The sequence below is a fragment of the Gordonia sp. HS-NH1 genome, assembly GCF_001418765.1.
Classification (GTDB): domain Bacteria; phylum Actinomycetota; class Actinomycetes; order Mycobacteriales; family Mycobacteriaceae; genus Gordonia.
Genome location: NZ_LIYC01000019.1, coordinates 24313 through 49656, shown reverse-complemented (window position 1 = coordinate 49656; position 25344 = coordinate 24313). Strand labels below are relative to the sequence as shown.

Below are 25344 nucleotides of genomic sequence, written 5' to 3'. Positions count from 1 at the left end.
CTCTGCCGCTCTCACCCGGCGTGTTCGTCCGCCTGGCCTTCGTCGGCGCGCCAGGTGACCGTGACCGGAACCTGGTCGTCCCACGGTTGCCGGGTGACGAGGTCGGCCACACGCACGTATCCCCGTTCGAATTCACCGACCGCCGGATCGACGAGTCGATACTCCTGGGTCTGGCGGTGGATCGGTTGCGCGTCGAGCAGTACGATCCGAACCTCGCCTGGCTCGAAATGGCAACGCCGTTGCAAGGATTCGATGAGTTGTTCGTTCGAGAGGTGCCCGTCGCCGAAGTTCCACCCCATCGCGGTGCTGCAGATGCGTTCGCCGTCGGTCAACACATACTGCTCTTCGCGCATCGGTTGCATCGCGCGGTGCGCCAGCGTGAACAATGCGCGGCCGTGACTGTTGAACGAGCGGAACGCATATCCCATGTACAGCGGGATCTGGGCCGCTTCGGGGCTGCCGTAGAAGCGTTCGAGTTGCGCGGCCGGCATGGACGCGATGGCGACGATGCCCTTCTCGATCTTGGCCGACGCCGACGGCTTGATGCACCACAGGCCCGTGTCCCAGTTGCCGGCGTAGTACCGCATACCCGGTAGGAACGAGACCTTGCGCGGCAGCAGATTTCCGACGATGACGGTACCTGTGGAGGCTGCGAAGAGCACTATCGGCCAGGGTGACTGGAGATCGGTGAGTCCGATGCCGGGATGACCGATGAAGATCGCCACGATGCCGAACATCATGAAGACGTTCCACTCCAGAGGCACGCCCATCGGGATCGACGACAGGATGCCGAAGTGGAAGATCAGCATGATCGATGCCGCGACGGCGGTCACCCACCCGCCGTGCGAGAAGAACAGGACGAGCGGGACGAGTCCCTCGACGGCCGTGGAGAAGTGGGCGATCCATCGCGAGCGGCGCCCCGGACGCAGGTCGTCGGGAAAGTGCTCGAAGAACTTGCGCTTGATCTTCGGGGACCGCCAGATCGGATTGTTGGACATCATCGTCGCGATGACGAACGGGAAGTGTTTGTTCAGCTTCGACGTCGCGGCCCCGAGCCAGATGCAGAGGAACACCAACTTGGCGGCGATGATCATGTCGACACCGCTGAACAGGAACGCCACCGCGAACGCGCCGTACACCTCGCCGCGCGCCGCGAGGAAGACGGTCTTGTCGCGTAACCCGACTGCCGCGAGCAGACCCACGACGGCCCAGATCTGCCAGCTGGGAAGGACGCCGACCGTCGTGCCCAGTTCGGGGATCGCGCCGGACCCCGGGCTGAACAACGCGATGACGAGTACGACGAGGAGCGCGCCATAGAGAACGACATCACCGGGACCGCGGCAGTCGCCGGCTGTCAGCGGGATTCGCGGCCACGGCGGCTGCCGGATGGTCTTCGGCCGCAACCAGTACAGGATCGATCCCAACGGCGGGAAGAATCGGTTGTTCAGCGGACCGAATCCGCATCCGAGGCCCACGACCTCGAACAGCATCGTGTACAACACGACCTTCTGGAAGACGATCGGCTCGTCGTACCAGGTGGTGACGTCGAAGAAGCCGTCGATGCCGGGGGTGCTGATCACGATGACCCAGCCGACGAGGACGTAGGCGAGGATCTTGCCCACATAGAACAGATGCAGTGCCACCGGCGTCCCGAACCCGACTTCGGCCCAGTGCCGGGCCATCGGCTTGATCTTCTCCGCGCGCGTTCCGCGACTCCACGTCGGGAAGTCGATCTCCGGGGTGGTCTGTTTCAGGAATCCCATCGACGGAGAACCTAGCAAACCAAGTGCTTGCTTGGTGTCGCTTCGCGATGATCTTCGTTCGTGGTCGCGGCTCTCGGTCGCGCGCTGAACAGGGCTCGGACCTCGCTGTCAATCCGACCACCGAGCCCGAGGGTCGTGGTTCACTGGATCCATGACCTACGTCGTGGTCGCCGTCTTCGTGGTGGTGCTCGCGGCTGCTCTCGTGGTCTTGCTGGGCATGGCGATCGGCGCGTTCTCGGCGATGTTCAGCGGTATGCGTGACGACATCCGCAACCGGAGGTCGGCCGCACGGGTGACCTCCGACAACCCACTCCCGGCGCGGGGGCCCGAGAAGTCCCCGGTCGACCCGTTGGGCGACCTCGACGCCACCCTTCGATCGGCGCAGGCCCGGCGCCAGGGGGCGTGCCGGGCGATTCGGGATCGACTGGACAGTGCTGACCCTGGCGCTGACGAAGGGGCGAGGGATGCCGGCGGGTTCGTCGTCCTGGCGCTGGACATCTGGTGTGGTCGATCGGTGGGACGCGGCGACGACGGACCCGACGATGCCGATGGCCGAGGCGGACATGGGGCGGACGAACTCGGACGCCTGTCATCTGACCCGGTAGGACAGATCGCGTGGATGACGGCTGCGGTTGCCGAGCGCATCAGTGACATCCCCGCGTGGCGGCTGGACTTCTTCGATCGCCACTCCGTGCGCGTCGACCTGACCGGCGAGGTCACCGCGATCGCGAACGCTGCCGTCGGCCTCCGAGACCAGTTCGCGATACTCGGCGAGGCCCCGTCGGGGCACCTGGCTTCGGACCCGGAAGTGGTTTCCACCTTTGCCGAGAAGTCGCTCCTGCTGTCAGGCCGACTGGACGAACTCGTACGGCGTCTGGAGGCGTTCGCCGGCTACTGGCACATCGTCGCGCAGATCCAGCAGCGTCAGGAGAAGCAGGAGTGGCTCGACCGTGTCGGTGGGATCGACGATTTCGAGCACGTCGTCGCCACCGAATGGGATCGAGCGGAGGCCGATCGGGTGCGGCACATGGCCGACGAATCGGACGTGCTGGCTTCCATCTACCTCGATGAGATCGCCCCGCTGGCGAAGTCGTTGAAGCGGAACTGATCGAGATCGGTCGGTGCGGTCACTGTGGTGCAGTGAAGACCTGGAACAGAACCTCTCGGCGAACGACGAACCCCAGTTGCTGGTACAACCGGATCGCGCCGACGTTTCGGGCGTCGGCGTGGAGGATCGGGGTGTCGCCGCGATTCCGAATGCGGTGTGCCAGATCGAGTACGAGTCGTGAGGCGAGCCCGAGACCGCGAAATTCCGGGGCGGTGCAGACGGCGCTGATCTCGGTGTAACCCGGAAGGCTCAACCGTTCGCCGCCCATCGCGATGAGCCGGTCGTTGCGTCGGATGCCGAGGTAGGTGCCCATCTCGATGGTGCGCGGGCGGAAAGGTCCAGGGCGGGTGCGTTGGACCAGGTCGGTCATCTCCGGCACGTCCGCGGCCGTGAGTATGACGGCTTCGTCGTCTGGTCTCGCGTCGGCGCCGACGTCGATCATCTGGACGCCGGGCAGGTCCATTGTCGTATCCCAGTCGGCGGGTGGGCGATTCGTGACCACCGGCAGGAACAGAGAACCGCTCGGGCCGACGAGTTCGGCGGCATCTGACCAGTCCTGCTCGGTGGGAGAGTCGGGGAGTGCCGCCATGGGGCAGACGTCTGGGTGATACCGCAGGGCCCCGCCGTGCCGCTGGGCGAAGCGGGCGTGCGGTCCGGTGAGGGCCGCGAGGGCCGGGTTGTCGAGCAGCGGGTGACCTGCAGCCCCGTGTTCGGGGGCTTGTTCGTCGGTGATGCGGTCGGTCACACGGCGACGATACGCCTGCAACGTGGGGACATCCGAGGTGGCACATCGGATGCGGGGTTGCACGTGGGTGCTGAAGTCTGTGGATGGATTCGGGAACGTGCTCGGCGCGCGCTGCTACTGTCCGCCGTGTGAATTCGCCTTATCCACCGGGATACTCTCACCGACCAAATCCCGGAACTCCCTGGCCTACCCAATATCCCGGCCCGCATCCCGGTTTCGGCGCCCCGGTGAACCGTACTCCGCCGCCGAGGAAGCAGGGGAGCGGATGCATGGTCGCACTGCTGATCGGTGGTGGAATCGTCCTCGGCGTGGTCGTTCTTGCCGTCGGACTCATGACGGCATTCCGCGACGGGCAGAGCGGGGCGGACAGGGAACGAACGTTCGCTGTGGGTGACTGTGTGGTGTGGAACGCGACGGGGACAGTGTTCGACCGCGTCCCGTGCTCGTCGCCGCGTGCGGTGAACAAGGTCTACGCGGTGGTCGAGCTGACGGAGTTCGCTCGATGTGTCGAGGTGGACGGGGTCGAGCGCACGGTGACCCTGACGTCGCCGGAGCGCGTAGCCCTGTGCGTGGGACCGAAAGACATCGATCCCTCGAAATCCATCAACAATGTGCAACGGGGCGAGTGCATCTCGTCTGAGTTGCCACCGCAGCGGCCACAGCGGGTGACGTGCACCGAACCCGGCGCGAGGAAGGTGGACGCGCGAGTCGACCACCCGTTGCCGCAGAACCATCCCGACGCCAAACAGGATTGCATCAACGCGGGAGCCGCTGATTCGACGCTGATGTTCTACTACGGGGCCGAGGGAGCGGTGGACGGGGAGCACGAGGCGCATTACCGGTTGCTTTGTCTCTCGGATGCGCGTGGTTGACCATTCGTGTCGAAGTTCATGTCGGTGAGGTGTCGTACAGGGTCAGGGGATCGCTGATGCGTGGACGTTTGGTGAGTGCGCTGGTGATGGTCGGTGTGCTCGTATCGGGGTGTTCGACGGTCAACCAGGCGACGTTCGGCCCGACAGAGGAGGTGTCGGCCGAACGGCTTGCGGAGTTGAACGGGCAGTTTCGTGAGCTGCCAAGCCTGGAAGCGACGCTTGATGACTACCGCGCGGTGCGGGCCTCGCTGGTTGAGCAGATCGAGGCGGTCGCACCGGGGGTGCGGTTTGAGTCGACCATGGACCCGCAAGACCATTACCCAGACCACCGTAGGCCGTGTTCCGGCGAGTGGTTGGACACTGACGGTGTGACCGTCCAGCTGGATGCGCGAGTCTCGGATGTGCCTATCGGTGAGGAAGTCTGGCCTCAGGCGGTTGCTTTGGTACGTATCGCGGCCAGGGATCGTGGGATTAAGTACGAGTCGTCGTTCAAGAACACGCCGGGTAACCGGGAGATTCGGTTCGCCAACTCAGAGAACGCCTCACTGAAGCTCATGTCGAACAAGGCGGCGGTGTTGTCGATCCGCACGCCGTGCCGGCTCCCCATAGGTCCGGCGGTGCCGACCCCACCAGCCTCTCAGCCTCGTCCTCCTGTCCCGGGCGAGGGCTGACGGCGATGGTCTCGATATAGGACGAATGGCTCGCGGGTCAGAGATCCAGCAGTCGTGGGGAACCGGTCGACTCGGCGATCCGCCGGCCGGACTTGCTGTCGCTGCGTTCGTAGTGGGCGGCGGCCGCCCGAGTGGCCTGCTCGATGTCCGCCAGCTTGAGTGACAAGTCCCTGGTGAAGCGTTCGGAACGGTCCATGAACTCGTCGAAACCGTGAGACGCACGCGTCGCCCAACCGGCGCGGCACCCAGCCATCGCGGTGTCGCTGCTCTGCAGTTGTGTGTTGGCCACATCGCCGGTGGCCGAGATTGTACGAGCCGCCGACCACAGAGCTTCTGGATCGACCTCGACCCGGTTAGTAGACATCCGACACCCCCGTCGCCAGCATGTACCTTCTCGGCAGTGCGGTGAACTCTACCCGAGGTGCTGCGTGTGATGAGGTCGGCGGGCAGCGGGTAGTCCCCGCCTACAGGGTCAGGGGGCTCGATGATGCGTGGGCGTTTGGTGAGTGCGTCCGTACGCCTGCCGACTGCCTGATGGCCCGGCGGTTCCGACACCGCCTGCTTCACAGCCTCGTTCCCCTGTCGCCGGCCAGGGCTAACCGCGAAGGATCCGGCTCTATCGACGTATGGCGCGCGGAAATATCAGCGGGTTAAGCGAAACCTTGGGATGCACTTGTTGCCCAGCCGGCGCGGCACCCAGCCATCGCGGTAACGCTGCTCTCCAGTTGCGTGAGGGCAACGTCGCCGGTGGTCGAGACTGTGTGAACTGCCGACCACAGAGCTTCTGGATCGACCTCAACCCGGTTAGTAGACATCCGACCCCCCGTCGCCAGCATGTACATTCTCTGCAGTGCGGTGAACTCTCTCCGAGTCTGCTGCGTTGAACGGTGTCGGAGGCGGAGGTGAGCCTCGTCGGACAGGGTCAGGGGGCCTGTTGATGCGTAGGCGATGTTTGAGTGCGCTGTTGGTGGTCGGTGTGCTCGTCTCGGGGTGTTCGGCGGTCAATCAGGCGACGTTCGGTCCGACCGAGGAGGTGTCGGCTGAACGGCTTGCTGAGTTGAATGGTCAGCTTCGTGAGTTGCCGAGTTTGGAGGCGACTCTTGAGGAGTACCGCGGGGTGCGGGCGTCGCTGGTCGAGCAAATCGAGGCGATCGCGCCGGGGGTGCGGTTCGAGTCGACGACGGAGCCTGGCGATCACTACCCGGACGACCGTCGCTCGTGTTCCGGGGAGTGGCTGGATACCGACGGGATGAGCGTGGACCTCGCTATGTGGGTGTCCGACGTGCCAATCGGCGAGGAGGCGTGGCTGCAAGCTGTCGCGATTGTCCGGAAGGCTGCCAGCGACCGCGGGATTGTTTATGAGTCGGCAATAAATAGCGTGCCAGGTGACCGAGAGATCCGCTTCTCCAACTCGGAGAACGCCACGATAAATCTTTCGTCGTTCAAGGCAGCGGTGCTGTCGATCCGAACGTCGTGCCGGCTCCCGAAAGGTCCGGCGGTGCCGACCCCACCCAGATTGCAGACGAACGTGACACCCGCAGGTGAAGGCTGAAGCCGATGGATCTGGCCACCATCGATGCCTGGAACACCGGGGCGCTGGACACGATGGCCGACTCGCTCGGGAAGAGGGTGACCACGGTTTCTGAGGTCGACGACGCTCTCCGAACAGCGAGTCGATTGCCAGGGTGGTACAGCGAGGGAGCAGACTCCGCTCGCCAGCTCTACACCCTCACCGCCGACGACCTCCGAGACGAGGCCGCCGTCCTTGGCGCAGCGCGGCACCTCGCGGTCGAGACATCCTCAGCGGTCAATCACCTGAAAGGTCGGCTGGCCGGCCTTCGCGCTCAAGCCTCGGGTGCTCGGATGACCATCCACAACGACGGGTCCGTCACCGCGGCGCCGACGTCAGAGCAGGACGATGACGAGGCCCGCGAGGATCTGCGCAAGTCCTTGGAGACAGCGGCAAAAGCACTGATCACGCAGGCGGCCGACATCGATGGTGACGCCGCCAGGGTGTTCGATGCGATCCGGAACGGCACGATCTCGACGCACGGAGCCGCCTCAGTAGACGAAGCCATGAAGGCCGGCGCTGAACAGGGCGGACTGACCGCCCTCGAACCGCCCAAGGACAAGACTCCATACGAGGTGAAGGCGTACTGGGACGCGCTGTCTCCCGAACAGCAGCACGATCTGTTACGCGATCGCCCCGAACTGCTGGGAAATGTTGATGGCATCCCCTCCCCAGTCCGGCACGAGGCGAATGTCGCCCGACTGGGCTCGGTGCTGAAGCAACTCGAGGATCGTCGAGATCAACTGAAGGAACAGATCAAGTTGTGGGGTCTGTTTAGCAATGAAGATGCGGAGCTCGAGCAGGTCGAGAAGAAGATCGACGACGTCAGGAAGTTGCAAGAACTGATCGGCCAGGGCGAATGGGATTCCGTGAGCAACCCAGACGGGCGAATGCTCTTGGTGCTGGACATGTTCTCCGGCGAACAGGGTAAGGCTGCAATAGCATTGGGCAATCCGGATGATGCCGACCACGTGTCGGTAACGACGCCCGGCCTGGATACCAACATTCGGAACAGTTTCGGTTCCATGCTTGACGAGTCTGCAGCACTCCGTCGACAGACGCTTGAGGGGCTGGGAGACGCAGGTCGCGGCAACGAAAAGGTCTCGACAATTTCGTGGCTCGATTTCGAGCCGCCAGACAACGACAGCAGCCGCTTTTCTGGGATCCCCTATCTCGAGGTTGCACAACAGGACCGTGCCAGCGATGGTGCGATTGACCTCGCGAACTTCTACCGGGCGATCGACGCCACATCGACCAAAGATGATCCGCATATCGTCGCGCTGGGTCATTCCTACGGGTCGCTGACACAGGGACTTGCACTACAGGACCCCGGTGGCCACCCAGTTGATGAGGCCGTCTTCTACGGATCTCCTGGTTTCGAGGCCAACGACGAACCCGAACTCGGGCTGAACGACGGTCACGGATACGTGATGATGGGCACGAGCGACTTCATCGAGCATGTCGGCGGCGGGCCGAACGGCCCGGCGCCGATAGAGACAAAACTCGAGCACCTTGATGTGAACAGCAGGACCACCGCCGACGGCGTCGAACGCGAGGGTGCGTACATCCACTCTGACTATCCCCGGAACGGGCAGAACGGTGAGTTGCGGGTGTCCGGCTACCTGATGGCTCGAATTCTGGCCGGTTTGTCCCCGGACTGAGCGCGGCCCCGGGGCGCCGGCAATCGGGTTCATCGGCGTGACAGTGGATTCAGCTCGTCTCCGGTCGACGCCAGTCGATGTCAGTGCGTGAGAGTGTCGTGATGTTGTTGCGGCTCAGCCAGACCGGGGTGTTGACTGGTTGTGTCGCGTAGAGCCCGTGACCTGCGGCGACGACGCGGTCGTAGTGGCTCGGCCAGTTGATCTCGGCGGCGATCTCGTCGAGTACCTTGCGTCCACGGTCGAGCGCTCTCTCCACATGGACAGGAGCCGGCAGGCGGTCGGATTTGTTGATGTTGCAACTCTGACAGGCGGTCACGAGATTGGTCAGGCCGTCGATGCCGACGCGCGACCACGGCAAGACGTGATCGATGTGCCGAACACGCGTTGTCGTTGTCCCGCAGTAGAAGCACGACGGACCGAACTTGTCCGCCAACGCGTCACCCGCTCGTTGTAGGGACACTCGGTCGGCGCCGAAAAGGTGACCGGCGAGGTCCGGACCGTCGTCGAGGACGGCCTTGTTCATGCGTCGGACATCGTCGACCCAGGCGAGTTGGAAGGCTGGTTTCAACAGCGGTGCGAGGCGGGCGAGGGTGAGGCAGACACCAGGGAACAGTGTGAGCCGATTGCCGTGACTGGCAACCGCTGTGCGCGAGTCGGTCCCCATCCAGGAGTCGTCGTAGAGGAAGCGTTCGTTCTCGTCGCCGAATGTCAGGTTCTGCAACAGTTTCAGCGGGTACCGGATGAGAGTGCGCTTCACCCTGGAGTGGGCCGCCATGTACGCTCCTGAATCGCGCGACGCGATGAGTCCGACACCGAGCTCGCGTGGCCCGGTCGTCTGGGACCTCAGGCCGGCGACGGCGTCGAGGATGACGCCTCGACCGTCGCTGGACTGCCGCAATTGGTTGCCGTCGAGGGGCCGCATCTGACGCCAATACAGTTCGATCACGCGGCTTGTGAGTTCGTCGAGATCGATGTCCACCGGCGCCTCGGGATTCTCGGGAACCGATTCGACGGCGAGGTCGAGCAGCGCCACCAGGACAGCGAGCTTGTACGTGGCTGTGCGCCTTCCGCTCTCGAGGATCGCAACGAGCTTCTGACCGAGAGCCAGGGGATCGGCGGGGGCGGGCACGAGCGAAGTCTACGACTCCGCGAACGGTCGGAGGTGCGCGACAACCTTTTCCCAGTTCTCGAAGTCTGGCTGCCCGAAGTGGATATGAGTTCCCTGGAATTGATCCACGCCACGTGCGGTCCGGTCGTCGATGATGAACTCGCCCCGGTTGAGGTTCTTGTGGTGCGAGAGGATCAGGCGCTTGTGAGCGGGCGAATTCTCGTCTCGTCCGAGGTGCATCTTCACCCACAGCAGTTTCTCGGTCCAGGCGAGGGGATTGTCCCAGGGCGCCGTCGACAGGATGTAGGTGTCGAAAAGTCTCGACAGATCATGGAACGCCTCGACGGCGCCGGGCATCGGGTCCATGAGAGAGAAGATGCCGGAGACATCGTCGAGGCTGCCTTCGAACTTCCGGCGCTCGACCGTGCTGAGTCTGTCGATGCCGGATTGAAAGTCGACGAGCGTGTTGTCCATGTCGATGTAAAGGATTTTCCTTGCGGCACCCGCGGGAGCATCTGTCATGAATGTGCGGTTCCTTCTCTGTTGGATTACTTGTGGCAGTAGTTCGTTCCTTCACACAACGTTTCGCGTCGGACTCGCGTTCGGGAAGAAACTTCGATCACTCGACAGCCACAGGATAAGTCGAGGGTCCGACAGCCTGACTGTTGGCGATTGCCCGGCCGCGGGCTGCACCCCGTCCGCACAAACAAGACTGGGCGAGCGCACGTTGACGTACACTCGCCCAACCTCTTTCGGATCTCGACCAGACGGTCGCCGAGTCCGAGAACTCCGAAACTCAGTTCAACACGATCTCCACCGGCACCGCGTTGCCGAGAGTGTGTCCGACAGGTGAGCTGGCTTGGACCTTGGCGTGCAGCTCGTCGAGCTTCTCGCGCGGGGCGTCGGAGTCGATTGTCACCTTCGCGGTGATGGATTGGAAGCCGGCATGTCCTTCCGCCAGTCCGAGGAAGACGTGGAGGTCGACGTCGCCCTTCACATCAATCCGCAGGTCCTTGAGTTCGATGCCCGCCACCGTGGCATTCGCTGCATAGCCGACGGCGAGGCAGTTGCCCAGGGCGCCGAGCAGTTGCTCGACCGGGTTGGGTGCCGTGTCGCTGCCGCCGAGCGCGGCGGGCTCGTCGGACGCGACCGGCGAAAAGTTGCGAATCCGCGCCTCGGATGCGAACGAGCCGTTCCACTGGACGTGCGCGGCCCACGTCGTCTGCGCCTTGGTGGCGTCGCCCTGGATCGCCTCGACCAGTTCGCCGACAGCGGCGATGTCCACGTCATTGAGGCGGGTGGCGGTCTCGGTCATGGTGCTCCTTCGACAGTGCGGTTTGCCGACGAAGCTATCTGCCACCGCCCAGTACGACGACGTTCTGCGTCAGTGTGAGCGGAACACTTGGATGTTGCTACCGGGAGGAGCATCCTGCGCGGACGGATGGGCCGTCCAACGTCCGATTGGGATTCGTTCAATTCCCGTGGATCTCGCGACATCGCTCGACACTGTTGGTTTCGAGACACTCTGTCCACTTCCGCTGCTCGTCCGCCCACGGATGACTGGGTTCCTGGCCGGTGTCGAGTTGCCACTGGTAGTTGTCACAAACGATCGAGTTCCCAGCGGCGTCTGTCGCGGTGCGTCCGATATCTGCGCCGATACACCGATCCCCAAGGGACGGTCCGACAGGGGTCGTCGGCACGCCAGGATTCGGAGCAACGCCGGGCGAGCGAGACCACGCGGCACCGTCGGTGCCGGCGAGTCGTGAGCAGTAGGCCATGGCGCCGTCCGAGAACTGAGCCGTCGCCCCTCGTGGACCGCACTCGGCGCCTTCCACGACAACGGGTACTACCTGGGGAGGGACAGTTGGTGAGGCGACGGATGTCGAACTCGATGAGGTGGCGGGTGATTGGGCAACGCGGACACTCGACACAGTCGCGGATGTGACTGGGCTAGGTGCACTGGATTCGGTTACCGCTGGTCGATCGGCGGAACACCCGGACACCACCAGGAGTGCCAGTCCGGCCGCCGCTACGACGCGAAGCCCCCAGGCGACATGGTTCAGCACTGGTTTGATTCACCGATCTTGACCGCGGACAGCACGGCCTCACCCTCGGTGAATGTTGCTCCAGCGGCTGGCGTTTGCCCGACGACGATCCAGTTGCTATCGATCATCTGCGACCTACCACGGCCACTGGCGTCCTCGCTGCGGGAGAAAAAGACTCCAGCGGCCTGGATCGCGTTCTGTGCATCTTGAAGATTCATGCAGACGACGTTCGGCATGATCGACACCTCATCGACGGGCGGCGGGGTTCCGGTAGTGCGCTGAGAAGCGGGCGCAGGTGGCGATGGGTCCGTCACCTCAGTCGTTGTCGTCGGTGCCTCCTCGGTGGCCGACCGAGTCGATGTCGGCAACTCCGCCTCCGGTTCCGCTGTGCTGCATGCGGCGCTGACCGCGAAAATCGCGACGAGGGCAACCGTCAGAGGAAAGTGTCGAGCGCGCATGGGTCCTCGATTCGGCAAACTCACGAAACTGCGAACCCGAACTGTAGGACGACAAGGGATGACTGCACAGACGGTCAGCGCGATTTGGTTTGTTCGGAGGACCAGGTTCACCGGTGGCTTGATCGTCCGACGTCGCACAACTCCGGCACGCATCGCGTGCCGTTGTCGTCTGTCTACCAGGTGATCTCGATCTCGAGTTCGGACTCGTCCTCACCGCGTTCGATCTCGATCTTCAGTTGCACCGTGGCCGGGATGTCGACGCGCACGGTCTTGTTGTTCTCCACGAAGGACACTTCGTTGTGACGGGCGATCGCGTCCGCGAGTTCGTGGATCTTCTTCGCGGCCTCTTCACGGGACAGCTCGGTCTTGGTCTTGTGCTCGAACAGTTCGTCGCTCATCAGTCCATCTGAGCCGACCGGGTATGTCCGGTCAAGCGGCAGGCGTGCCGGAAACGCCGGATCGCTGTGCGGACACCTTCTCGTCACCCGCGCTTCACGGTGCATTGGAAGTGTTTCGCGACCCTGACGACCATGACCCAATCTCAACGAGTCGGGACTCCGTCACGTCGCGCGATCCTCCGGACCGCCGCTGCGGGCGCGCTCCTCGTCCCGGTCGGATCGGCACTCGCGGCCTGCGGATCGTCGAACCCGAGCGCGGCGGCGCCGAGCCTGGTCAGGAACCGGCCCGTTCTCACCCACGGCGTGGCCACCGGGGAAGTGACCAGTGGTGGAGCGTTGGTGTGGGCGCGGTCGGATCGGCCGGCGACGATGATCGTCGAGACTGCTTCGACCGAATCCTTCAGCGGTGCACGCACGCTGCGAGGTCCGATGTTGACTCCAGCAACCGACGGGACCGGCCGGCTACGTCTCGCCGGCCTCGAACCGGGACAGGTCGTGCACTATCGCGTGACCCTCGAGGGTGAGAACGGAGCGCGCTCCGAACCGGTGAGTGGCACCTTCACGACCGCGCCGGTGCGCGAAGGCGACATCAGGTTCCAGTGGTCCGGCGATGTGGTCGGCCAGGGCTGAGGTATCAATCCCGACATGGGCGGCCTGACGATCTTCTCCACCATGGCCGACCGCGAACCGCAGTTCTTCATCCACTCCGGCGACGCCATCTACGCCGACAACCCCGTCGAGCCGACGCAAGAGCAGAACGACGGCACGCTCTACCGGAACATCACCAGCCCGGCGAAGGAACAGGTGGCACAGACCGTGGATCAGTTCCGCGGCAACTATGCCTACAACCTCACCGACCAGCATTTCCGACGCTTCGTCGGATCCGTCCCGCAGCTCGTGCAGTGGGACGACCATGAGGTCGTCAACAACTGGTTCCCCGGCGAGAGCCTGTCCGGACAAGGCCGCGAGGGTTACACCGAGATGAGCGTCGACGTACTTGCGCGCAACGGACGCCAGGCATGGCAGGAGTGGCAACCCGTCGAGGTCGGCGCGTCGGATCGGTTGTATCGCACCATCTCCTACGGCCCGCTGCTCGATGTCTTCCTTCTCGACATGCGCAGTTACAAGGACCCTAATCCGGAAGCCTGGTCGAGAGGCAACGTCAACGGTCTCCTCGGCGCCGAGCAGACGCAGTGGCTCATCGACGGACTGAGGGGTTCGCGCGCGACATGGAAGGTCGTCGCCAACGACCTGCCGCTGAGTATTGTTGTCGGGGACAAGAACACGACACCGGCGAACGGCCCCAAGGCCATGGAGGCCGTCGCCCAGGGCGACGACGGTGACCCGCTGGGTCGGGAGATCGCGTTCGCGCGAATCCTCTCGGAGACGAAGAACGTGCCGAACGTCGTGTTCCTGACCGCCGACGTCCACTACACCGCAGCGATCTCGTACGAGCCGGATCGCGGGTCGTTCAAGGACTTCTCGCCCTTCTGGGAATTCGTCGCCGGACCGCTGCATGCCGGGGCGTTCCCCGAGAGTCCGCTGGATGGCACGTTCGGCGCCGAGTACGAGTTCGTGCACGCGCCGACCGAGTCGAATGTGTCACCGGCCGAGGGATTCCAGCACTTCGGAGAGGTGACGATCGACGGTAGGACCAAGGTGCTGAGCGTGGATCTGGTCGACGCGTCGGGCAGGACGCTGTACCGCAAGGCGCTGGAACCGGAGCGCTGAGACCGGGGCCCCGCGGAGTGCGGGATCAGTGCCGGAAACCGTTACGAATCACGCACTGTCGAGGACACCTCTAATTTCGCAAGGGGCGCAGGAACTCACCCGTGACCTCGACCGCAGGACCCGACGACCCGCCGCCCACGACGAGTGTTGCGAACGCCAGGTCCCCGACGATCCCGGCGAACCAGCCATGCGGGTTCTTGTTGTCACCGTATTCCGCGGTGCCGGTCTTGCCACCGAGCCCGGGGATGTCACGGAGTGCGGTCGCCGTGCCACGAGTGACCGTGTCCCGCATCATACTTCGGAGCGCTCGGACAACACGATCGGAGATCTGTTGGGGTTCGACGTCTCCCGTCGTTCGTTGCCCTTGAACCAGGGTGGGAACCGCGGTCTCGCCGCGAGCGAGGCTCGCCTCGGCGAGGGCGAGGCCGAAGGGGCTCACGGTCACGGTGCCCTGACCGATACCGTTCTCGACCCGCAACGCGGGGGAGTCGGCCCTGGGCACCGAACCGGTCACGGTTGTCAGGCCGGGGACCGTGAAGTCCGCGCCGACGCCGAATCGCCGCGCCATCGTGGTCATTGCATCGTCGGAGAGCTTGTTCGCGAGGGCGCCCATCGTCGTGTTGCACGACCGCGCGAACGCGGTGGGCAGTGGCACGGTCCCGAGGTCGAAGTCGTCCTCGTTCGGGATGGTCCGGCCTTCGATGGTGGCGCGTCCCGGACAGCGCACCTGCGAACCGATCTGAACCGCATCGGCATCCAGAGCGGCGGCGGTCGTGATGGTCTTGAATGTCGACCCGGGCGGGTACAGGCCGGACAGCGACACCGATCCCGACCTGTCCGCTGCGTCGTTCTGCGCGACGGCGAGAATTCCGCCGGTCGACGGTTCGAGGGCGACGATCATGGCCGGGCGTCGTTCACCGTCGACGGCGAGCTGCGCGCGGGTCTGGATGTCCCGATCGAGGGTGGTACGCACCGGGGGCGTCGCACCAGGCTGCGCCGAGTCCACGAGGTGGGTGGGTGTGCCCTCGGCGTCGACGATCTGGACGGACCAGCCGGCCGTGGCGTCGATGGTCGTACGCCAGATGTCCTCGAGTCCCGACATCGCCGGTGAGTGAAGAGCTTTCGTCGCGCTGAGCAGTGCGCCCTGCTCACTGAGCGTGACGCCGGGAATGGTTTTGACGTCGCGCTCGACCCGGACGAGATCGGAGCTGCGAAGTCGGATGACGGTCTGTTGCGGAGCAGTGTTGCCGTCGAAGGACGCGCGGATCCCCGCAGCGGTCATGCCCGGTTCGATGGGCCGGAGTACACGTGCGAGCGCATCTGCCGAACCGAGCTGCGCGCGTTCCAGATTCACCAGTGTGACAGGCTGCCACGTCATGAGCGGTCGACCACGGGCGTCGAGAACCGGGGTTCGATACGCGCGGTCGTCGCTGTACGACAACGACTCTCCGGCACGGAGCTGCCGATGGAGCACGGACGGTTGCCACCGGACCCGCCATCCAGAATCTGTCTCGGCGAGAACGACGGAGGTCTGATACGCGACGCTGCGGTCGCGGATCTGCCACCGGTGATCGAGGGTGCCACTGACCTCCTTGTCGTCGACGAGGCTGCCGGTGACCGAGAGTTTCGGCGTCTGACCCATGCCGTCGAACATCGCTGCGATCGCCGCGTTCGCCGCGACCGGATCGTCGGTGAGTACAGCGGCGCCGGAGGGATCGCCCTCCTGGAGGGCGGCGGCGAAGGACCGCAGCGCGTCCTCCGGCGACTCCGACGACAGGAAGCAGCCCGACACCGTACCCACGATCACCGCACATGCACTCAGGAGTGCCCACCATCGACGCATGCCCCGAGCCAACCCATCCAAGCTCCGCGATGCCAAGTTTCGGCACGCAATGGGTCGATAGCGGTTCGCTATGGTCGCTGCTGAAACGGTGGTTTGTGGTCAGTCGTTCGGCGTACGTAGTTCCGTGACCACCGCGCGGGCGACTTCCCCGATGGCGCGATCGACCTCGGGCAACGCCATCTCGGACCTCGCGCTCATCGTGAACACCGCAACGGCGACCGGCAGTTCGCCCGGGAACTCGATGACGCCGACTTCGTTGCGGACGGCGACGAGTGTGCCTGTCTTGCCCGCGACGCTGACCCGGCGGAACGGAAAGCCCGATGCCAGTCGCGAGGTGAAGACCTGCTTTCTCATCGTCTGCCGAATGAACTCGCACGACGCGGCGGACGCTGCGCGGTCGGTCCAGATCGCGTCGAGCAGCGTCGTACAGTCTCGGGGCGTCGCGGAGCTGGAGTACGCGGCGTCGTAGGCGCTGACCGACGGGTCGATGTCGGGATCAGCCAGTGCTGCGAAAGCCTCGGCGACGGTGCTCGTGCCCGTCTCCCGCTGCAGGCGCTCGTGCAGTTCGGCGACGCCGCCGACGATGCGGGTGTGCGCCAGGCCGAGTTGGTTCAGGTCTGCGTGGATCCGCGGCAACCCGATGTGGGTGAGGATGACGTCGGCGGCGACATTGTCGGAGACGGTCATCATCGACGTGGCCAGGTCGCGCCAGGTCATGGTCACGGGGTCGGTGAAGAGCGCGAGCCCGGTCGGTCCCGGAGCCCACCGCGTGGGCTCGACGGTGATCGATGCGGCGAGGTCGATGTCACCGCGATCTGCCAGGCGGCACAACGAGATCAACACCGCCAGTTTGTACACCGATGCCAGCACGACCGGCGCATCGGCATCGTGGCTGAACTCGACCGGTGTCGGCCCGATCGTCCGTGCATGCACGCAGCCCGAACACCCTGCATCGGTGAAGGTTTCGCGGATGACGCGATCGAGTTCGGCGCGGACCGGCGCGGGTAGGGACGTCGATGCGCTCACGAGGCCTTGCCCATTCGGTAGAGGGCGGCGGTGACGATTCCTGCCACCTCGCTGAGACCGGGTTCGCGATACACGACGCGTAGGCGTAGCGCCGTGGCGTCCCGGCCGATGGAAAGACAGCGGACGGCGTCGACCGCGGCGAGGACGTCGCGATCGACCGTCAGCGCGAAGGCGTTCCCGGCAGCGACCGCGGCCAGCACCTGGTCGGCTGAGGTCACCGGATACAACCGCGGGTCGAGTCCTGACTCGCGGAACCGGTCGATCAGCTGGTCGTGTGCGGGCGGGTTGAACGACCGTGGCGTGTGGCAGAAGTGCAGACCCGCCAGTTGACGTAGGCGGGGCCGGTCGGCGGATGCCGCCGGGTGCGTCGCAGGCACCACCACCGAGCGTTTGACGACGACAACCGGCCCGCTGGTCAAGGATCCGGTGACACAGGGGGCTTCGACGACGGCGAAGTCGAGTGAGCCGGCCGACACCTGTTCGACGAGATTCACTGTCGATGCGCTGACGGCGTCCTGCCCGGACGCCACGCCGGCGATGCGATGTGCGAGGGTGGCCGTGATCGTCGGTCCGATCAGTGACGCAGCGCCCCAACGTAATACCTCGGTGTGCTCGTGTAACCGGCGGGCCTCGCCGATGAATCGTGAAGCGTCGTCGACGAGCAGGCGAGCGCGGGGGAGGAGTTCGCGACCGGCGTCGGTGAGTTCGGCGCCGCGCGTGGTGCGTCGGATGAGCTGGAGCCCCAGCTGTTTCTCCAGGCGACGCAGACCCTGCGACACGGGCGGCTGCGTCATCTCCAGACGGGCAGCGGCCTCACCGAAGTGACCCTCCTCGGCCACGGCGACGAAGAACCGCAAGTGCCTGATCAGATCCACGGGTTCCAGGATGGCATGGTTGGTACGACTGGATCATCCGAGGAGGAAATGCCACGTGGACACGTTCTCAGCCGACGGGCTCACCTTCGAAGTGACCGATCTCGGAGCTGCCGACGACCCGGCGATAGTACTTCTACACGGATTCCCGCAGGACCGTACGGCGTGGAACGAAGTGGGGCAGTCGCTGGCCGCATGTGGTTTTCGGGTTCTCATCCCGAACCTGCGTGGCTACTCGCCCGAGGCGTGCCCGCGGTCGGTGTCGCGGTACGGGTCGCCGCGGCTCGTTGCCGACGTCATCGCGTTGCTCGACGCCGCGGGCGTGGACTGTGCTCATGTCGTCGGACACGACTGGGGCGGTGCTCTGACGTGGACGATGCGCAGAACTCACCCGCACCGACTGCGTACCGCCACGATCGTGTCGACCCCGCACCCGCAGGCCCTGGCATGGGGAATGCTACGAACAGGACAGGCGGTGCGGAGCTGGTACATGCTCGCGTTGGTGCTGCCTGCGGTACCGGAACATGTGCTGACGCGGCACCTGGCCCGGTTTCTGGAACGGTCCGGCCTCTCCGCGGAACGTGCGAATCACTATCAGCAACGCATGAGGTCGGACGGCGTCGCGCGAGGCGCGGTCAACTGGTATCGACGGATGCTGTTCGAGCGACTGCGGCCGCCGAAGCATCCCCGGCCACCTGCATCACAACAGCCTGTGCCCACGACGTACATCTACGGTCGGGACGATCCGTTCTTCAGTGTGGACGTGATGTGCAAGACTGCCGATGTCGTTCGCGGGCTGGACGTCCGCGAGATAGCCGGTGGGCACTGGCTACCGGAGTCCGAGCCGGATGTGCTGACGCAGAACATCATTCGGCACGTCGCGAGTGTCAGCACCGACTGAGCTGTCGGGCCGCGGCCGGCTGACGTCGGGGGCAGTTTTCGCCGCATACCGGACACAACTGCCCCAACCCCGATCGCGGCCCGAGAGCCGGGACCGTGCACGCCTTTGACAATTCCATAGTGACCGCCGGTTGCCGCCAGATCCGATCCCGCCGGGTGATGTTCGGTGAGCCGGGACAGGAACAGTGAGCGGAAACGCGAACTGTCGCTCACGCAATCTGTTGGGAGCCATTGTCAAGTATGAAACTCGCCCTTGGGTAGACGTTCGCGAGCCGTCGATGGCCACCCGTCGGCCGGCGTAGTTATCGTCCAGTAGTCGGGAACTCGGCTGAAGTCCATCCACCGACCATGTCCTAGGTAAAGCGAGTAGGCCTCTTCGTCCGGAAAGTTGCCCATTCGCACGTAAATGGAGATGCCGTCAACCGTCCCGACGTACCACGAGCTGTCGGACGGGTCAGCGACGAAGTCGATTCGCGTGGCGAGTGCCCGGTCGAGGTCTGGGACGCAGGACGCGCGTGTTACCACTCTTGCTCCTGAGGTCAATCGTCGAAGCGCGCGGAACTGACCGTATCGATCAGGGTTGACCGCGTCGCGAGGTTGGTCGAAATGGTGGTACCTGTGCACTGCAGGAGGTAGGCCACATTGCCCCGTTGGTATGCCTCGAGTTTGGTGACCGTGTAGAGCCAGCTGCCGTTTTCTCTACGATGACTGCCTGCTTGTAGCGTTGTTCCCTCGGTGCGCGTGCTGGTCGGATACCGGTCCGCGCGTTGCTCGGTCCAATCTGGAAGCTCGCGAGCCTCGGCGAATGCGTGATCGAACAGGTCGTTGACTGCCACCGTCGCGTCCACCACAAAGCGTGTCAGGATTACGGCCACGTTGTCCGTGAAATCTTCTTCGGGAGCTTGCTGTGCTACGTACAGGCCTATGAACCCGGATCGGGTGCCCGAGGGGTCGGCTCGGTAGTCGTCAGCGTCTACCTCTATTCGCACGTCGCCTGGGAGTGTTCGAGGATCGGTGACGCGGGATCGCACTACAGCCATCCGCTCGAGTCTGTCGTGAAGAGTCCAATTCTCGCCCAATCGAAACAAGCCGCCAATCTGCTTCCGAACGTTCTTCCGATTGGTCCGGTGGCGACTACCCCGATGCCGACCAATAGGAACACGCTGCGCCTGCCAACGCACCGTACTCGGCGCCCTCCCACCCCCGCCGAAGGACCCCCGCCACTTCACGCTGCTATCAGAGCGATCCCCCGACGGACGCTTGTCGCCAGATCAGCGCAAGAACACCGACGCCGAATCGGCGAGATCGAGCAGCGGTTGGGGGAAGACGCCGAGGGCCACCGTGGCGAGAGTGCACAGGGCGATGCCGGACGTCGTCAGCACACTGGGTTTCACCACGTGCGGGGCGCCGGTGGCGGGTACGTCGTCGAAGAACATGGCGACGATGATGCGGATGTAAACGTATGCGGCGATCGCGCTGCTGATGACGCCGATGACCACGAGTACGCCGCCGCCGGAACCGGCTGCTGCGGCGAAGACGTCGAACTTGGCGATGAAGCCACTGGTCAGTGGGATGCCCGCGAACGAGAGCAGATAGACCGCGAACATGGCACCCACAAGCGGATATCGGCGGCCCAGCCCCGACCACTGGGTGAGGTCGGTGGCCTCGCGGCCGGACAGGTGGGGGTTGCGCGGTGTCGGTGTCGCGCCGTGGATGACGGCATTGCGAGCGGAGGTCCGGGTGTCTGTGTCGGGCTCGCGGATCACGGCGACCGTGGCGAACGCGCCGAGAGTGGTGAAGGCGTAGGCGGCGAGGTAGAACAGCGTGGCGCCGAGTCCGGCGTCGTCGAAGGCGATCAGGCCGAGCAGGATGAACCCGGCGTGCGCGATCGACGAGTACGCCAGCATGCGCTTCACGTCCGTTTGGGTCACCGCCATCACCGAGGCGATCACCATCGAGGCGATCGCCACCGCCCACAGTGCGGGTTCCCACTGCTCGCGGAGTGCGGGGAAGCCGACGTAGAACACACGTAGCAGCGCGCCGAAGGCGGCGACCTTGGTTGCTGCGGCCATGAACGCCGTGACCGGCGTCGGGGCGCCCTGATAGACATCCGGTATCCACGAATGGAACGGCACCGCACCCACTTTGAAGAGCAGGCCGACGGCGAGGAGGGCCAGTCCGATGAGTGCCAGCGTGGTGTCTCCGCCACCGTCGGCGGCCGCCGAGATCGACGCACCGATCGTCGAGAGGTTGAGCGAACCCGTGGCGCCGTACACGAACGCCGAGCCGAACAGGAAGAACGCCGACGAGAACGCACCCAGCAGGAAGTACTTGAGCGAGGCCTCCTGCGAGATGAGGCGCCGCCGCCGCGCGAGTCCGCACAGCAGATACAGCGGGAGCGAGAACACCTCCAGCGCGATGAACATCGTGAGGAGATCACCGCACGCCGGGAACAACATCATCCCGCCCACCGCGAGCAGGGCCAGCGGGAACACCTCGGTGGTCACCGCACCGGCGCGGGTGGCCTCGAACTCGGCGTCGGTGTTGGGCACCGAGGCTCCCGAGGGGGTGAACATGTCCGCGTCGACCCCACCACCGTTCGGACCGACGCCGGCGGTGCCTGCGCCGGCCGCCGACTCGGCCCCGCCGACCCCGGCGAGTCTGCGCATCGTCACGGGCGCCACGACGCGCTCGAGCCGACGTTCGGCCATGAACCCGACCGCAACGATCGCGATGATCAGCAGCAGTCCTTGCAGATACAGTGCCGGCCGGTCGACGACGACCGCGCCGGACATCGCGAACTCACCGTTCGCGCCATCGTGTGTCTGCGCGACCGCCAGCGTGATCAGTGCAGCGAATGCGACGACCAGTCCGCCGAGCGAGAGAGACAGTTGCATGGGATAGCGCAGGCGGCCCGGCGCGAACGCCTCGACCAACACCCCGACGACCCCGGCGCCGAACACGATGAGCATCGGTGACAGTGATGCGTACTCGACGCTGGGGGTGTCGATGGCAGCGAGCGTCATCGAGTCTCCGACGAGGGTGTTCGGATTCATCAGTTGCCCTCCGCATCAGGCTCGGCCACAGCCGGTTCGGGCGATTCGACGCCGACGGTGGTGAGCGTTGCCTGCACCGCGGGATCGATCAGATCGATCATCGGTTTCGGGTACACCCCCAGCCCGATGAGCAGGGCGAGGAGCGGTGCGACGACCACCAGCTCGCGTCCCGCCAGGTCCCGCATCGGCGACGAGCGGGCGTCGGGCGTCTTAGGCGGCCCGCCCATCATGCGCTGATAGGTCCAGAGGATGTAGATCGCCGAGAGGACGAGCGCCGAGCAGGCGACCACCGCGGCCACCGGGTATCGGGTGAATGTGCCGATGAGAACCAGGAATTCGCTGATGAAGGGGGCGAGCCCGGGGAGCGAGAGGGTGGCGAGCCCGGCGACCAGGAAGGTGCCCGCGAGGACCGGTGCGACCTTCTGCACCCCTCCGTAGTCGGCGATCAGGGTGCTCCCACGGCGCGACACCAGGAACCCGGCGATGAGGAACAGTGCCGCGGTGGAGATCCCGTGGTTGACCATGTAGAGGGCCGAGCCGGTCTGGCCCTGGTCGGTCATCACGAAGATCCCGAGGATGATGAAGCCGAAGTGGGAGATGGATGTGTAGGCGATCAGCCGCATCACGTCGGTCTGGCCGATCGCCAGGATCGCGCCGTAGACGATGCCGACCACGGCGAGTCCGCAGACGAGCGGCGCGAAATACTGTGACGCATCCGGGAACAGCTGCATGCAGAACCGCAGCATCGCGAAGGTCCCGACCTTGTCCATGACGGCCATCATCAGTACCGCCGAGGCGGGAGTGGCTGCGACCGCGGCGTCGGGCAACCACGAGTGCAGCGGCCACAGGGGCGCCTTCACCGCGAATGCGAACAGGAAGCCGAGGAACAGCAGCTTGGCCAGCCCGGTCGAATCGTCGATCTGTCCGCCGGCGACCGCGGCGGCGATGTCCTGCAGCGCGAAGGTCCCGCCACCGTCCGCGCCCACCCCGTCCTGCGCGGTCACCACGTAGAGCCCGATCACCGCGGCCAGCAGGAGGAGGCCGCCGAAGAGGTTGTACAGCAGGAACTTCACCGCCGCGGCCGATCGGTTCGGCCCGGTGCCGAACCCGCCGATCAGGAAGTACATCGGGATGAGCATCGCCTCGAAGAAGATGTAGAACAGCAGTACGTCGAGGGCGACGAAGCTCATCAGCACCATCGCCTCGGTCGCGAGGAACAGTGCCAGATAGATGTGCGGGCCCTTCTGCGCGCGACCGCCCGAGCTGTCCAGCGAGCCGACGGATTCCGCATCGCGCCAGCCGGCGACGAGCAGCAGCGGCAGTAGCGCCGCGGTCAGCAGCACCAACACCAGTCCGATGCCGTCGAGACCGAGCGCGTACCGCGTGCCCAGCGCCGGTATCCAGCTGACATCCTCGACGAACTGGTAGCGCTCGCCACCGGGATCGAAACCGATCGCGAGGCCGATCGCCAGGACGAGAACCGCCACGGACATCACGAGAGCGAACCACTTCGCGGCGGTCGCCCGGTGCGCCGGCACCGCCAGGACAAGCGCCGCGCCGACCGCGGGCGCGACCCAGAGGACGGTCAGCCAGGGGATGCTCACAGGACGTTCACCGCCATCACCAGGGCCACGATCACCGTGGTGCCCGCGAACATCGACAGGGCGTAGGACCGGACATATCCGTTCTGCCAGCCCCGTATTCGACCCGACGCACCGGTCACCGCATCGCCGACGCCGCTGGTGAGTGCGTCGACCCCGTCGGACTCGACCGCGACCAACCCGGAGGTGAGGCGCCGGCCCGGCCGCATCAGCAGCTCTTCGTTGACGGCATCGCCGTAGAGATCGCGGCGGGCGGCGACGGTCAGCACGGACACGTCCTCGGGTGCGGTCACCGGCACCGCACGGGTCGCGTACTGACGGTAGGCGACGGCAACGCCGGCGGCGACCACGACGAGGATGATCGCGGTCATCGCCCACACCGGGATGAGGTGGTGCGCGGTGTGTTCTCCGACAACGGGTTCGAGCCACGTCTCCAGCGATCCGCCGATGGCCAGGAGGCCGCCTGATGCGACGGAGCCGAGCGCGATCAGGATCATCGGACCGGTCATCACCCGCGGCGACTCGTGCGGATGCGGTACCGGCGCGTCGGTGCCGTCGTGCCAGCGCCTGTCGCCGAAGAAGGTCAGCAGCATGACCCGGGTCATGTAGAACGCGGTGATCCCGGCGCCGAGAAGTGCGGCGCCACCGAGGATCAACCCCTTGGCGCCACCGGCTCCGAACGCCGCCTCGATGATGTGATCCTTCGAGTAGAAGCCGGCGAACGGCGGTACGCCGATGATGGCGAGATAGCCGACACCGAAGGTGGCGAACGTGATCGGCATCAGGGTGCGCAGGCCACCGTAGCGGCGCATGTCGGTCTCGTCGTTCATCCCGTGCATCACCGAACCTGCGCCCAGGAACAGCCCCGCCTTGAAGAAGCCGTGGGTCAGCAGGTGCATGATGGCGAACGCGTAACCGGCCGGCCCGAGCCCGGCGGCCAGGACCATGTACCCGATCTGGCTCATCGTCGACGCGGCCAGCGCCTTCTTGATGTCGTCTTCCGCGCAACCGATGACCGCACCGAACAGCAGGGTGACCGCGCCGACGACCACGACTCCGACCTGGGCGGCGGGGGCGAGGTCGAAGATCGGGCCCGAGCGGACGATGAGATAGACGCCCGCGGTCACCATGGTCGCGGCGTGGATCAGGGCCGACACCGGTGTCGGACCCTCCATCGCGTCGCCCAGCCAGGACTGCAGCGGTACCTGCGCCGATTTGCCGCACGCGGCGAGGAGCAGCACGAAACCCAGTGCGGTGAGCGTGGTCTCGCCCGCCTGCGAGGCGCCGTCGAAGACGGCGGTGAAGGACACCGACCCGAACGTGGCGAACATGATCATCAGGCCGACGGCCAGCCCGATGTCGCCGACCCTGTTCACGACGAACGCCTTCTTGGCGGCGGTGGCCGCCGACGGCTTGTACTGCCAGAAGCCGATCAGCAGGTAGGACGCGAGCCCGACGCCTTCCCAGCCGAGATACAGACCCAGGTAGTTGTCGGCGAGGACGAGCACCAGCATGGCCGCGAGGAACAGATTGAGGTAGGCGAAGAATCGACGACGATCGGGATCGTGCTGCATGTAGCCGATCGAATAGACATGGATGAGTGAACCGACGCCGGTGATCAGCAGGACGAAGCACATCGACAACTGGTCGAGGCGCAACCCGAAGTCGACCTGCAGCTCGCCCACCGGTACCCAACTGAAGAGGACGTCCGACACGGCGCGGTCGTCGGCGGAACGGGACACCATGCCGGTGAACATGATCAGCGCGACCGCGAACGACGCGATCGCCAGACCCGTACCGAGCAGGTGCCCCCACCGGTCGGTCGCGCGTCCGCCGAGGAGCAGGATCGCGGCACCCACGAGCGGCAGTGCGGGGATCGACCACAGCAGTGACGCAGTGAGTTCGGCGTTCACCAA

The 25344-nt window shown here is 65.2% G+C and carries 21 protein-coding genes and 1 pseudogene; 7 read left to right on the top strand and 15 right to left on the bottom strand.

All coding sequences use genetic code 11. The features are described 5' to 3' along the window. Window positions 1-11: 11 nt before the first annotated feature. Window positions 12-1763 carry a DUF3556 domain-containing protein gene (locus AMD30_RS14360; RefSeq protein WP_055476085.1) on the bottom strand — a complete coding sequence of 584 codons (1752 nt, stop codon included), beginning with the start codon at window positions 1761-1763 and terminating at the stop codon, window positions 12-14. Between the two features lie 151 nt (window positions 1764-1914). Here AMD30_RS14360 and AMD30_RS14355 point away from each other — a divergent pair, with 151 nt between their 5' ends. Then, the gene (locus AMD30_RS14355; RefSeq protein ID WP_055476084.1) at window positions 1915-2871 is read left to right on the top strand and encodes a hypothetical protein; all 957 of its coding nucleotides are present in this window, start codon (window positions 1915-1917) and stop codon (window positions 2869-2871) included. Between the two features lie 19 nt (window positions 2872-2890). Here the strand turns inward: AMD30_RS14355 and AMD30_RS14350 are convergent, their stop codons facing one another. Then, window positions 2891-3616, bottom strand: a complete 726-nt coding sequence (locus tag AMD30_RS14350) for a GNAT family N-acetyltransferase (RefSeq protein WP_055476083.1) — start codon at window positions 3614-3616, stop codon at window positions 2891-2893. A 269-nt stretch (window positions 3617-3885) separates the two neighbouring features. Between AMD30_RS14350 and AMD30_RS14345 the strand changes: the two genes are divergently transcribed. Continuing rightward, window positions 3886-4488 (top strand): hypothetical protein, encoded by a 603-nt coding sequence (locus AMD30_RS14345; protein WP_055476082.1) that lies wholly within the window; start codon window positions 3886-3888, stop codon window positions 4486-4488. Between the two features lie 71 nt (window positions 4489-4559). Next, a complete protein-coding gene (locus tag AMD30_RS14340) occupies window positions 4560-5159 on the top strand; it encodes an LppA family lipoprotein (RefSeq protein WP_084817271.1) in 600 nt (199 codons plus the stop codon). A 37-nt stretch (window positions 5160-5196) separates the two neighbouring features. Here AMD30_RS14340 and AMD30_RS14335 read toward each other — a convergent pair whose 3' ends face one another. After that, window positions 5197-5523 (bottom strand): WXG100 family type VII secretion target, encoded by a 327-nt coding sequence (locus tag AMD30_RS14335; protein ID WP_055476081.1) that lies wholly within the window; start codon window positions 5521-5523, stop codon window positions 5197-5199. A 588-nt stretch (window positions 5524-6111) separates the two neighbouring features. On the opposite strand from AMD30_RS14335, the gene AMD30_RS14330 reads away from it, so the two are divergent. Further along, window positions 6112-6711 (top strand): LppA family lipoprotein, encoded by a 600-nt coding sequence (locus tag AMD30_RS14330; RefSeq protein ID WP_084817267.1) that lies wholly within the window; start codon window positions 6112-6114, stop codon window positions 6709-6711. A 5-nt stretch (window positions 6712-6716) separates the two neighbouring features. Continuing rightward, the gene (locus AMD30_RS14325) at window positions 6717-8390 is read left to right on the top strand and encodes an alpha/beta hydrolase (RefSeq protein WP_055476079.1); all 1674 of its coding nucleotides are present in this window, start codon (window positions 6717-6719) and stop codon (window positions 8388-8390) included. Window positions 8391-8439: 49 nt separating this feature from the next. Here the strand turns inward: AMD30_RS14325 and AMD30_RS14320 are convergent, their stop codons facing one another. The 5 genes from AMD30_RS14320 to AMD30_RS14300 form a co-directional block, all read right to left on the bottom strand. Next, entirely contained in the window at window positions 8440-9519 is a 1080-nt protein-coding gene (locus AMD30_RS14320; RefSeq protein WP_055476078.1) for an HNH endonuclease, read from the bottom strand. Window positions 9520-9528: 9 nt separating this feature from the next. Continuing rightward, window positions 9529-10020: a 5' nucleotidase, NT5C type gene (locus AMD30_RS14315; protein ID WP_055476077.1), complete on the bottom strand. Its 492-nt coding sequence runs from the start codon at window positions 10018-10020 to the stop codon at window positions 9529-9531. A 274-nt stretch (window positions 10021-10294) separates the two neighbouring features. Beyond that, complete coding sequence (locus tag AMD30_RS14310; protein WP_055476076.1) at window positions 10295-10813, bottom strand: OsmC family protein; 519 nt, start codon at window positions 10811-10813, stop codon at window positions 10295-10297. A gap of 744 nt (window positions 10814-11557) precedes the next feature. Then, a complete protein-coding gene (locus AMD30_RS14305; protein ID WP_055476103.1) occupies window positions 11558-11779 on the bottom strand; it encodes a PASTA domain-containing protein in 222 nt (73 codons plus the stop codon). 395 nt (window positions 11780-12174) lie between these two features. Continuing rightward, the gene (locus tag AMD30_RS14300) at window positions 12175-12399 is read right to left on the bottom strand and encodes an amphi-Trp domain-containing protein (protein WP_010843269.1); all 225 of its coding nucleotides are present in this window, start codon (window positions 12397-12399) and stop codon (window positions 12175-12177) included. A gap of 132 nt (window positions 12400-12531) precedes the next feature. Between AMD30_RS14300 and AMD30_RS14295 the strand changes: the two are divergent. After that, window positions 12532-14130: pseudogene (locus tag AMD30_RS14295) on the top strand (alkaline phosphatase D family protein). A 70-nt stretch (window positions 14131-14200) separates the two neighbouring features. Here AMD30_RS14295 and AMD30_RS14290 read toward each other — a convergent pair. The 3 genes from AMD30_RS14290 to AMD30_RS14280 all read right to left on the bottom strand — a co-directional run bounded on the left by AMD30_RS14290 (window position 14201) and on the right by AMD30_RS14280 (window position 17874). Next, the gene (locus AMD30_RS14290) at window positions 14201-15973 is read right to left on the bottom strand and encodes a penicillin-binding transpeptidase domain-containing protein (protein ID WP_055476075.1); all 1773 of its coding nucleotides are present in this window, start codon (window positions 15971-15973) and stop codon (window positions 14201-14203) included. 99 nt (window positions 15974-16072) lie between these two features. Next, on the bottom strand, window positions 16073-16999 hold the full coding sequence (locus AMD30_RS14285) for a serine hydrolase (protein WP_055476074.1): 927 nt from the start codon (window positions 16997-16999) through the stop codon (window positions 16073-16075). Further along, window positions 16996-17874 (bottom strand): LysR family transcriptional regulator, encoded by an 879-nt coding sequence (locus AMD30_RS14280; protein ID WP_014925067.1) that lies wholly within the window; start codon window positions 17872-17874, stop codon window positions 16996-16998. Before AMD30_RS14280 ends, AMD30_RS14285 begins: the two co-directional genes overlap by 4 nt. 55 nt (window positions 17875-17929) lie before the next feature. Between AMD30_RS14280 and AMD30_RS14275 the strand changes: the two genes are divergently transcribed. Then, on the top strand, window positions 17930-18772 hold the full coding sequence (locus AMD30_RS14275) for an alpha/beta fold hydrolase (protein WP_055476073.1): 843 nt from the start codon (window positions 17930-17932) through the stop codon (window positions 18770-18772). A gap of 538 nt (window positions 18773-19310) precedes the next feature. Here the strand turns inward: AMD30_RS14275 and AMD30_RS14265 are convergent. From AMD30_RS14265 to nuoL, 4 genes are all read right to left on the bottom strand, one after another. Then, complete coding sequence (locus AMD30_RS14265) at window positions 19311-19646, bottom strand: hypothetical protein (RefSeq protein ID WP_231632725.1); 336 nt, start codon at window positions 19644-19646, stop codon at window positions 19311-19313. Between the two features lie 396 nt (window positions 19647-20042). Continuing rightward, complete coding sequence (nuoN, locus tag AMD30_RS14260) at window positions 20043-21827, bottom strand: NADH-quinone oxidoreductase subunit NuoN (RefSeq protein ID WP_055476070.1); 1785 nt, start codon at window positions 21825-21827, stop codon at window positions 20043-20045. Further along, window positions 21827-23431 carry an NADH-quinone oxidoreductase subunit M gene (locus tag AMD30_RS14255; protein ID WP_010844720.1) on the bottom strand — a complete coding sequence of 535 codons (1605 nt, stop codon included), beginning with the start codon at window positions 23429-23431 and terminating at the stop codon, window positions 21827-21829. Before AMD30_RS14255 ends, nuoN begins: the two co-directional genes overlap by 1 nt. Continuing rightward, on the bottom strand, window positions 23428-25341 hold the full coding sequence (gene nuoL, locus AMD30_RS14250; RefSeq protein ID WP_055476069.1) for an NADH-quinone oxidoreductase subunit L: 1914 nt from the start codon (window positions 25339-25341) through the stop codon (window positions 23428-23430). Before nuoL ends, AMD30_RS14255 begins: the two co-directional genes overlap by 4 nt. Window positions 25342-25344: the final 3 nt, after the last annotated feature.

Bases quoted from the DNA above. Each gene is read 5' to 3' on its own strand.
- AMD30_RS14360 (WP_055476085.1), bottom strand. From the start codon at position 1,763: ATGGGATTCCTGAAACAGACCACCCCGGAGATCGACTTCCCGACGTGG.
- AMD30_RS14355 (WP_055476084.1), top strand. From the start codon at position 1,915: ATGACCTACGTCGTGGTCGCCGTCTTCGTGGTGGTGCTCGCGGCTGCT.
- AMD30_RS14345 (WP_055476082.1), top strand. From the start codon at position 3,886: ATGGTCGCACTGCTGATCGGTGGTGGAATCGTCCTCGGCGTGGTCGTT.
- AMD30_RS14335 (WP_055476081.1), bottom strand. From the start codon at position 5,523: ATGTCTACTAACCGGGTCGAGGTCGATCCAGAAGCTCTGTGGTCGGCG.
- AMD30_RS14325 (WP_055476079.1), top strand. From the start codon at position 6,717: ATGGATCTGGCCACCATCGATGCCTGGAACACCGGGGCGCTGGACACG.
- AMD30_RS14315 (WP_055476077.1), bottom strand. From the start codon at position 10,020: ATGACAGATGCTCCCGCGGGTGCCGCAAGGAAAATCCTTTACATCGAC.
- AMD30_RS14310 (WP_055476076.1), bottom strand. From the start codon at position 10,813: ATGACCGAGACCGCCACCCGCCTCAATGACGTGGACATCGCCGCTGTC.
- AMD30_RS14305 (WP_055476103.1), bottom strand. From the start codon at position 11,779: ATGCCGAACGTCGTCTGCATGAATCTTCAAGATGCACAGAACGCGATC.
- AMD30_RS14300 (WP_010843269.1), bottom strand. From the start codon at position 12,399: ATGAGCGACGAACTGTTCGAGCACAAGACCAAGACCGAGCTGTCCCGT.
- AMD30_RS14290 (WP_055476075.1), bottom strand. From the start codon at position 15,973: ATGCGTCGATGGTGGGCACTCCTGAGTGCATGTGCGGTGATCGTGGGT.
- nuoN (WP_055476070.1), bottom strand. From the start codon at position 21,827: ATGAATCCGAACACCCTCGTCGGAGACTCGATGACGCTCGCTGCCATC.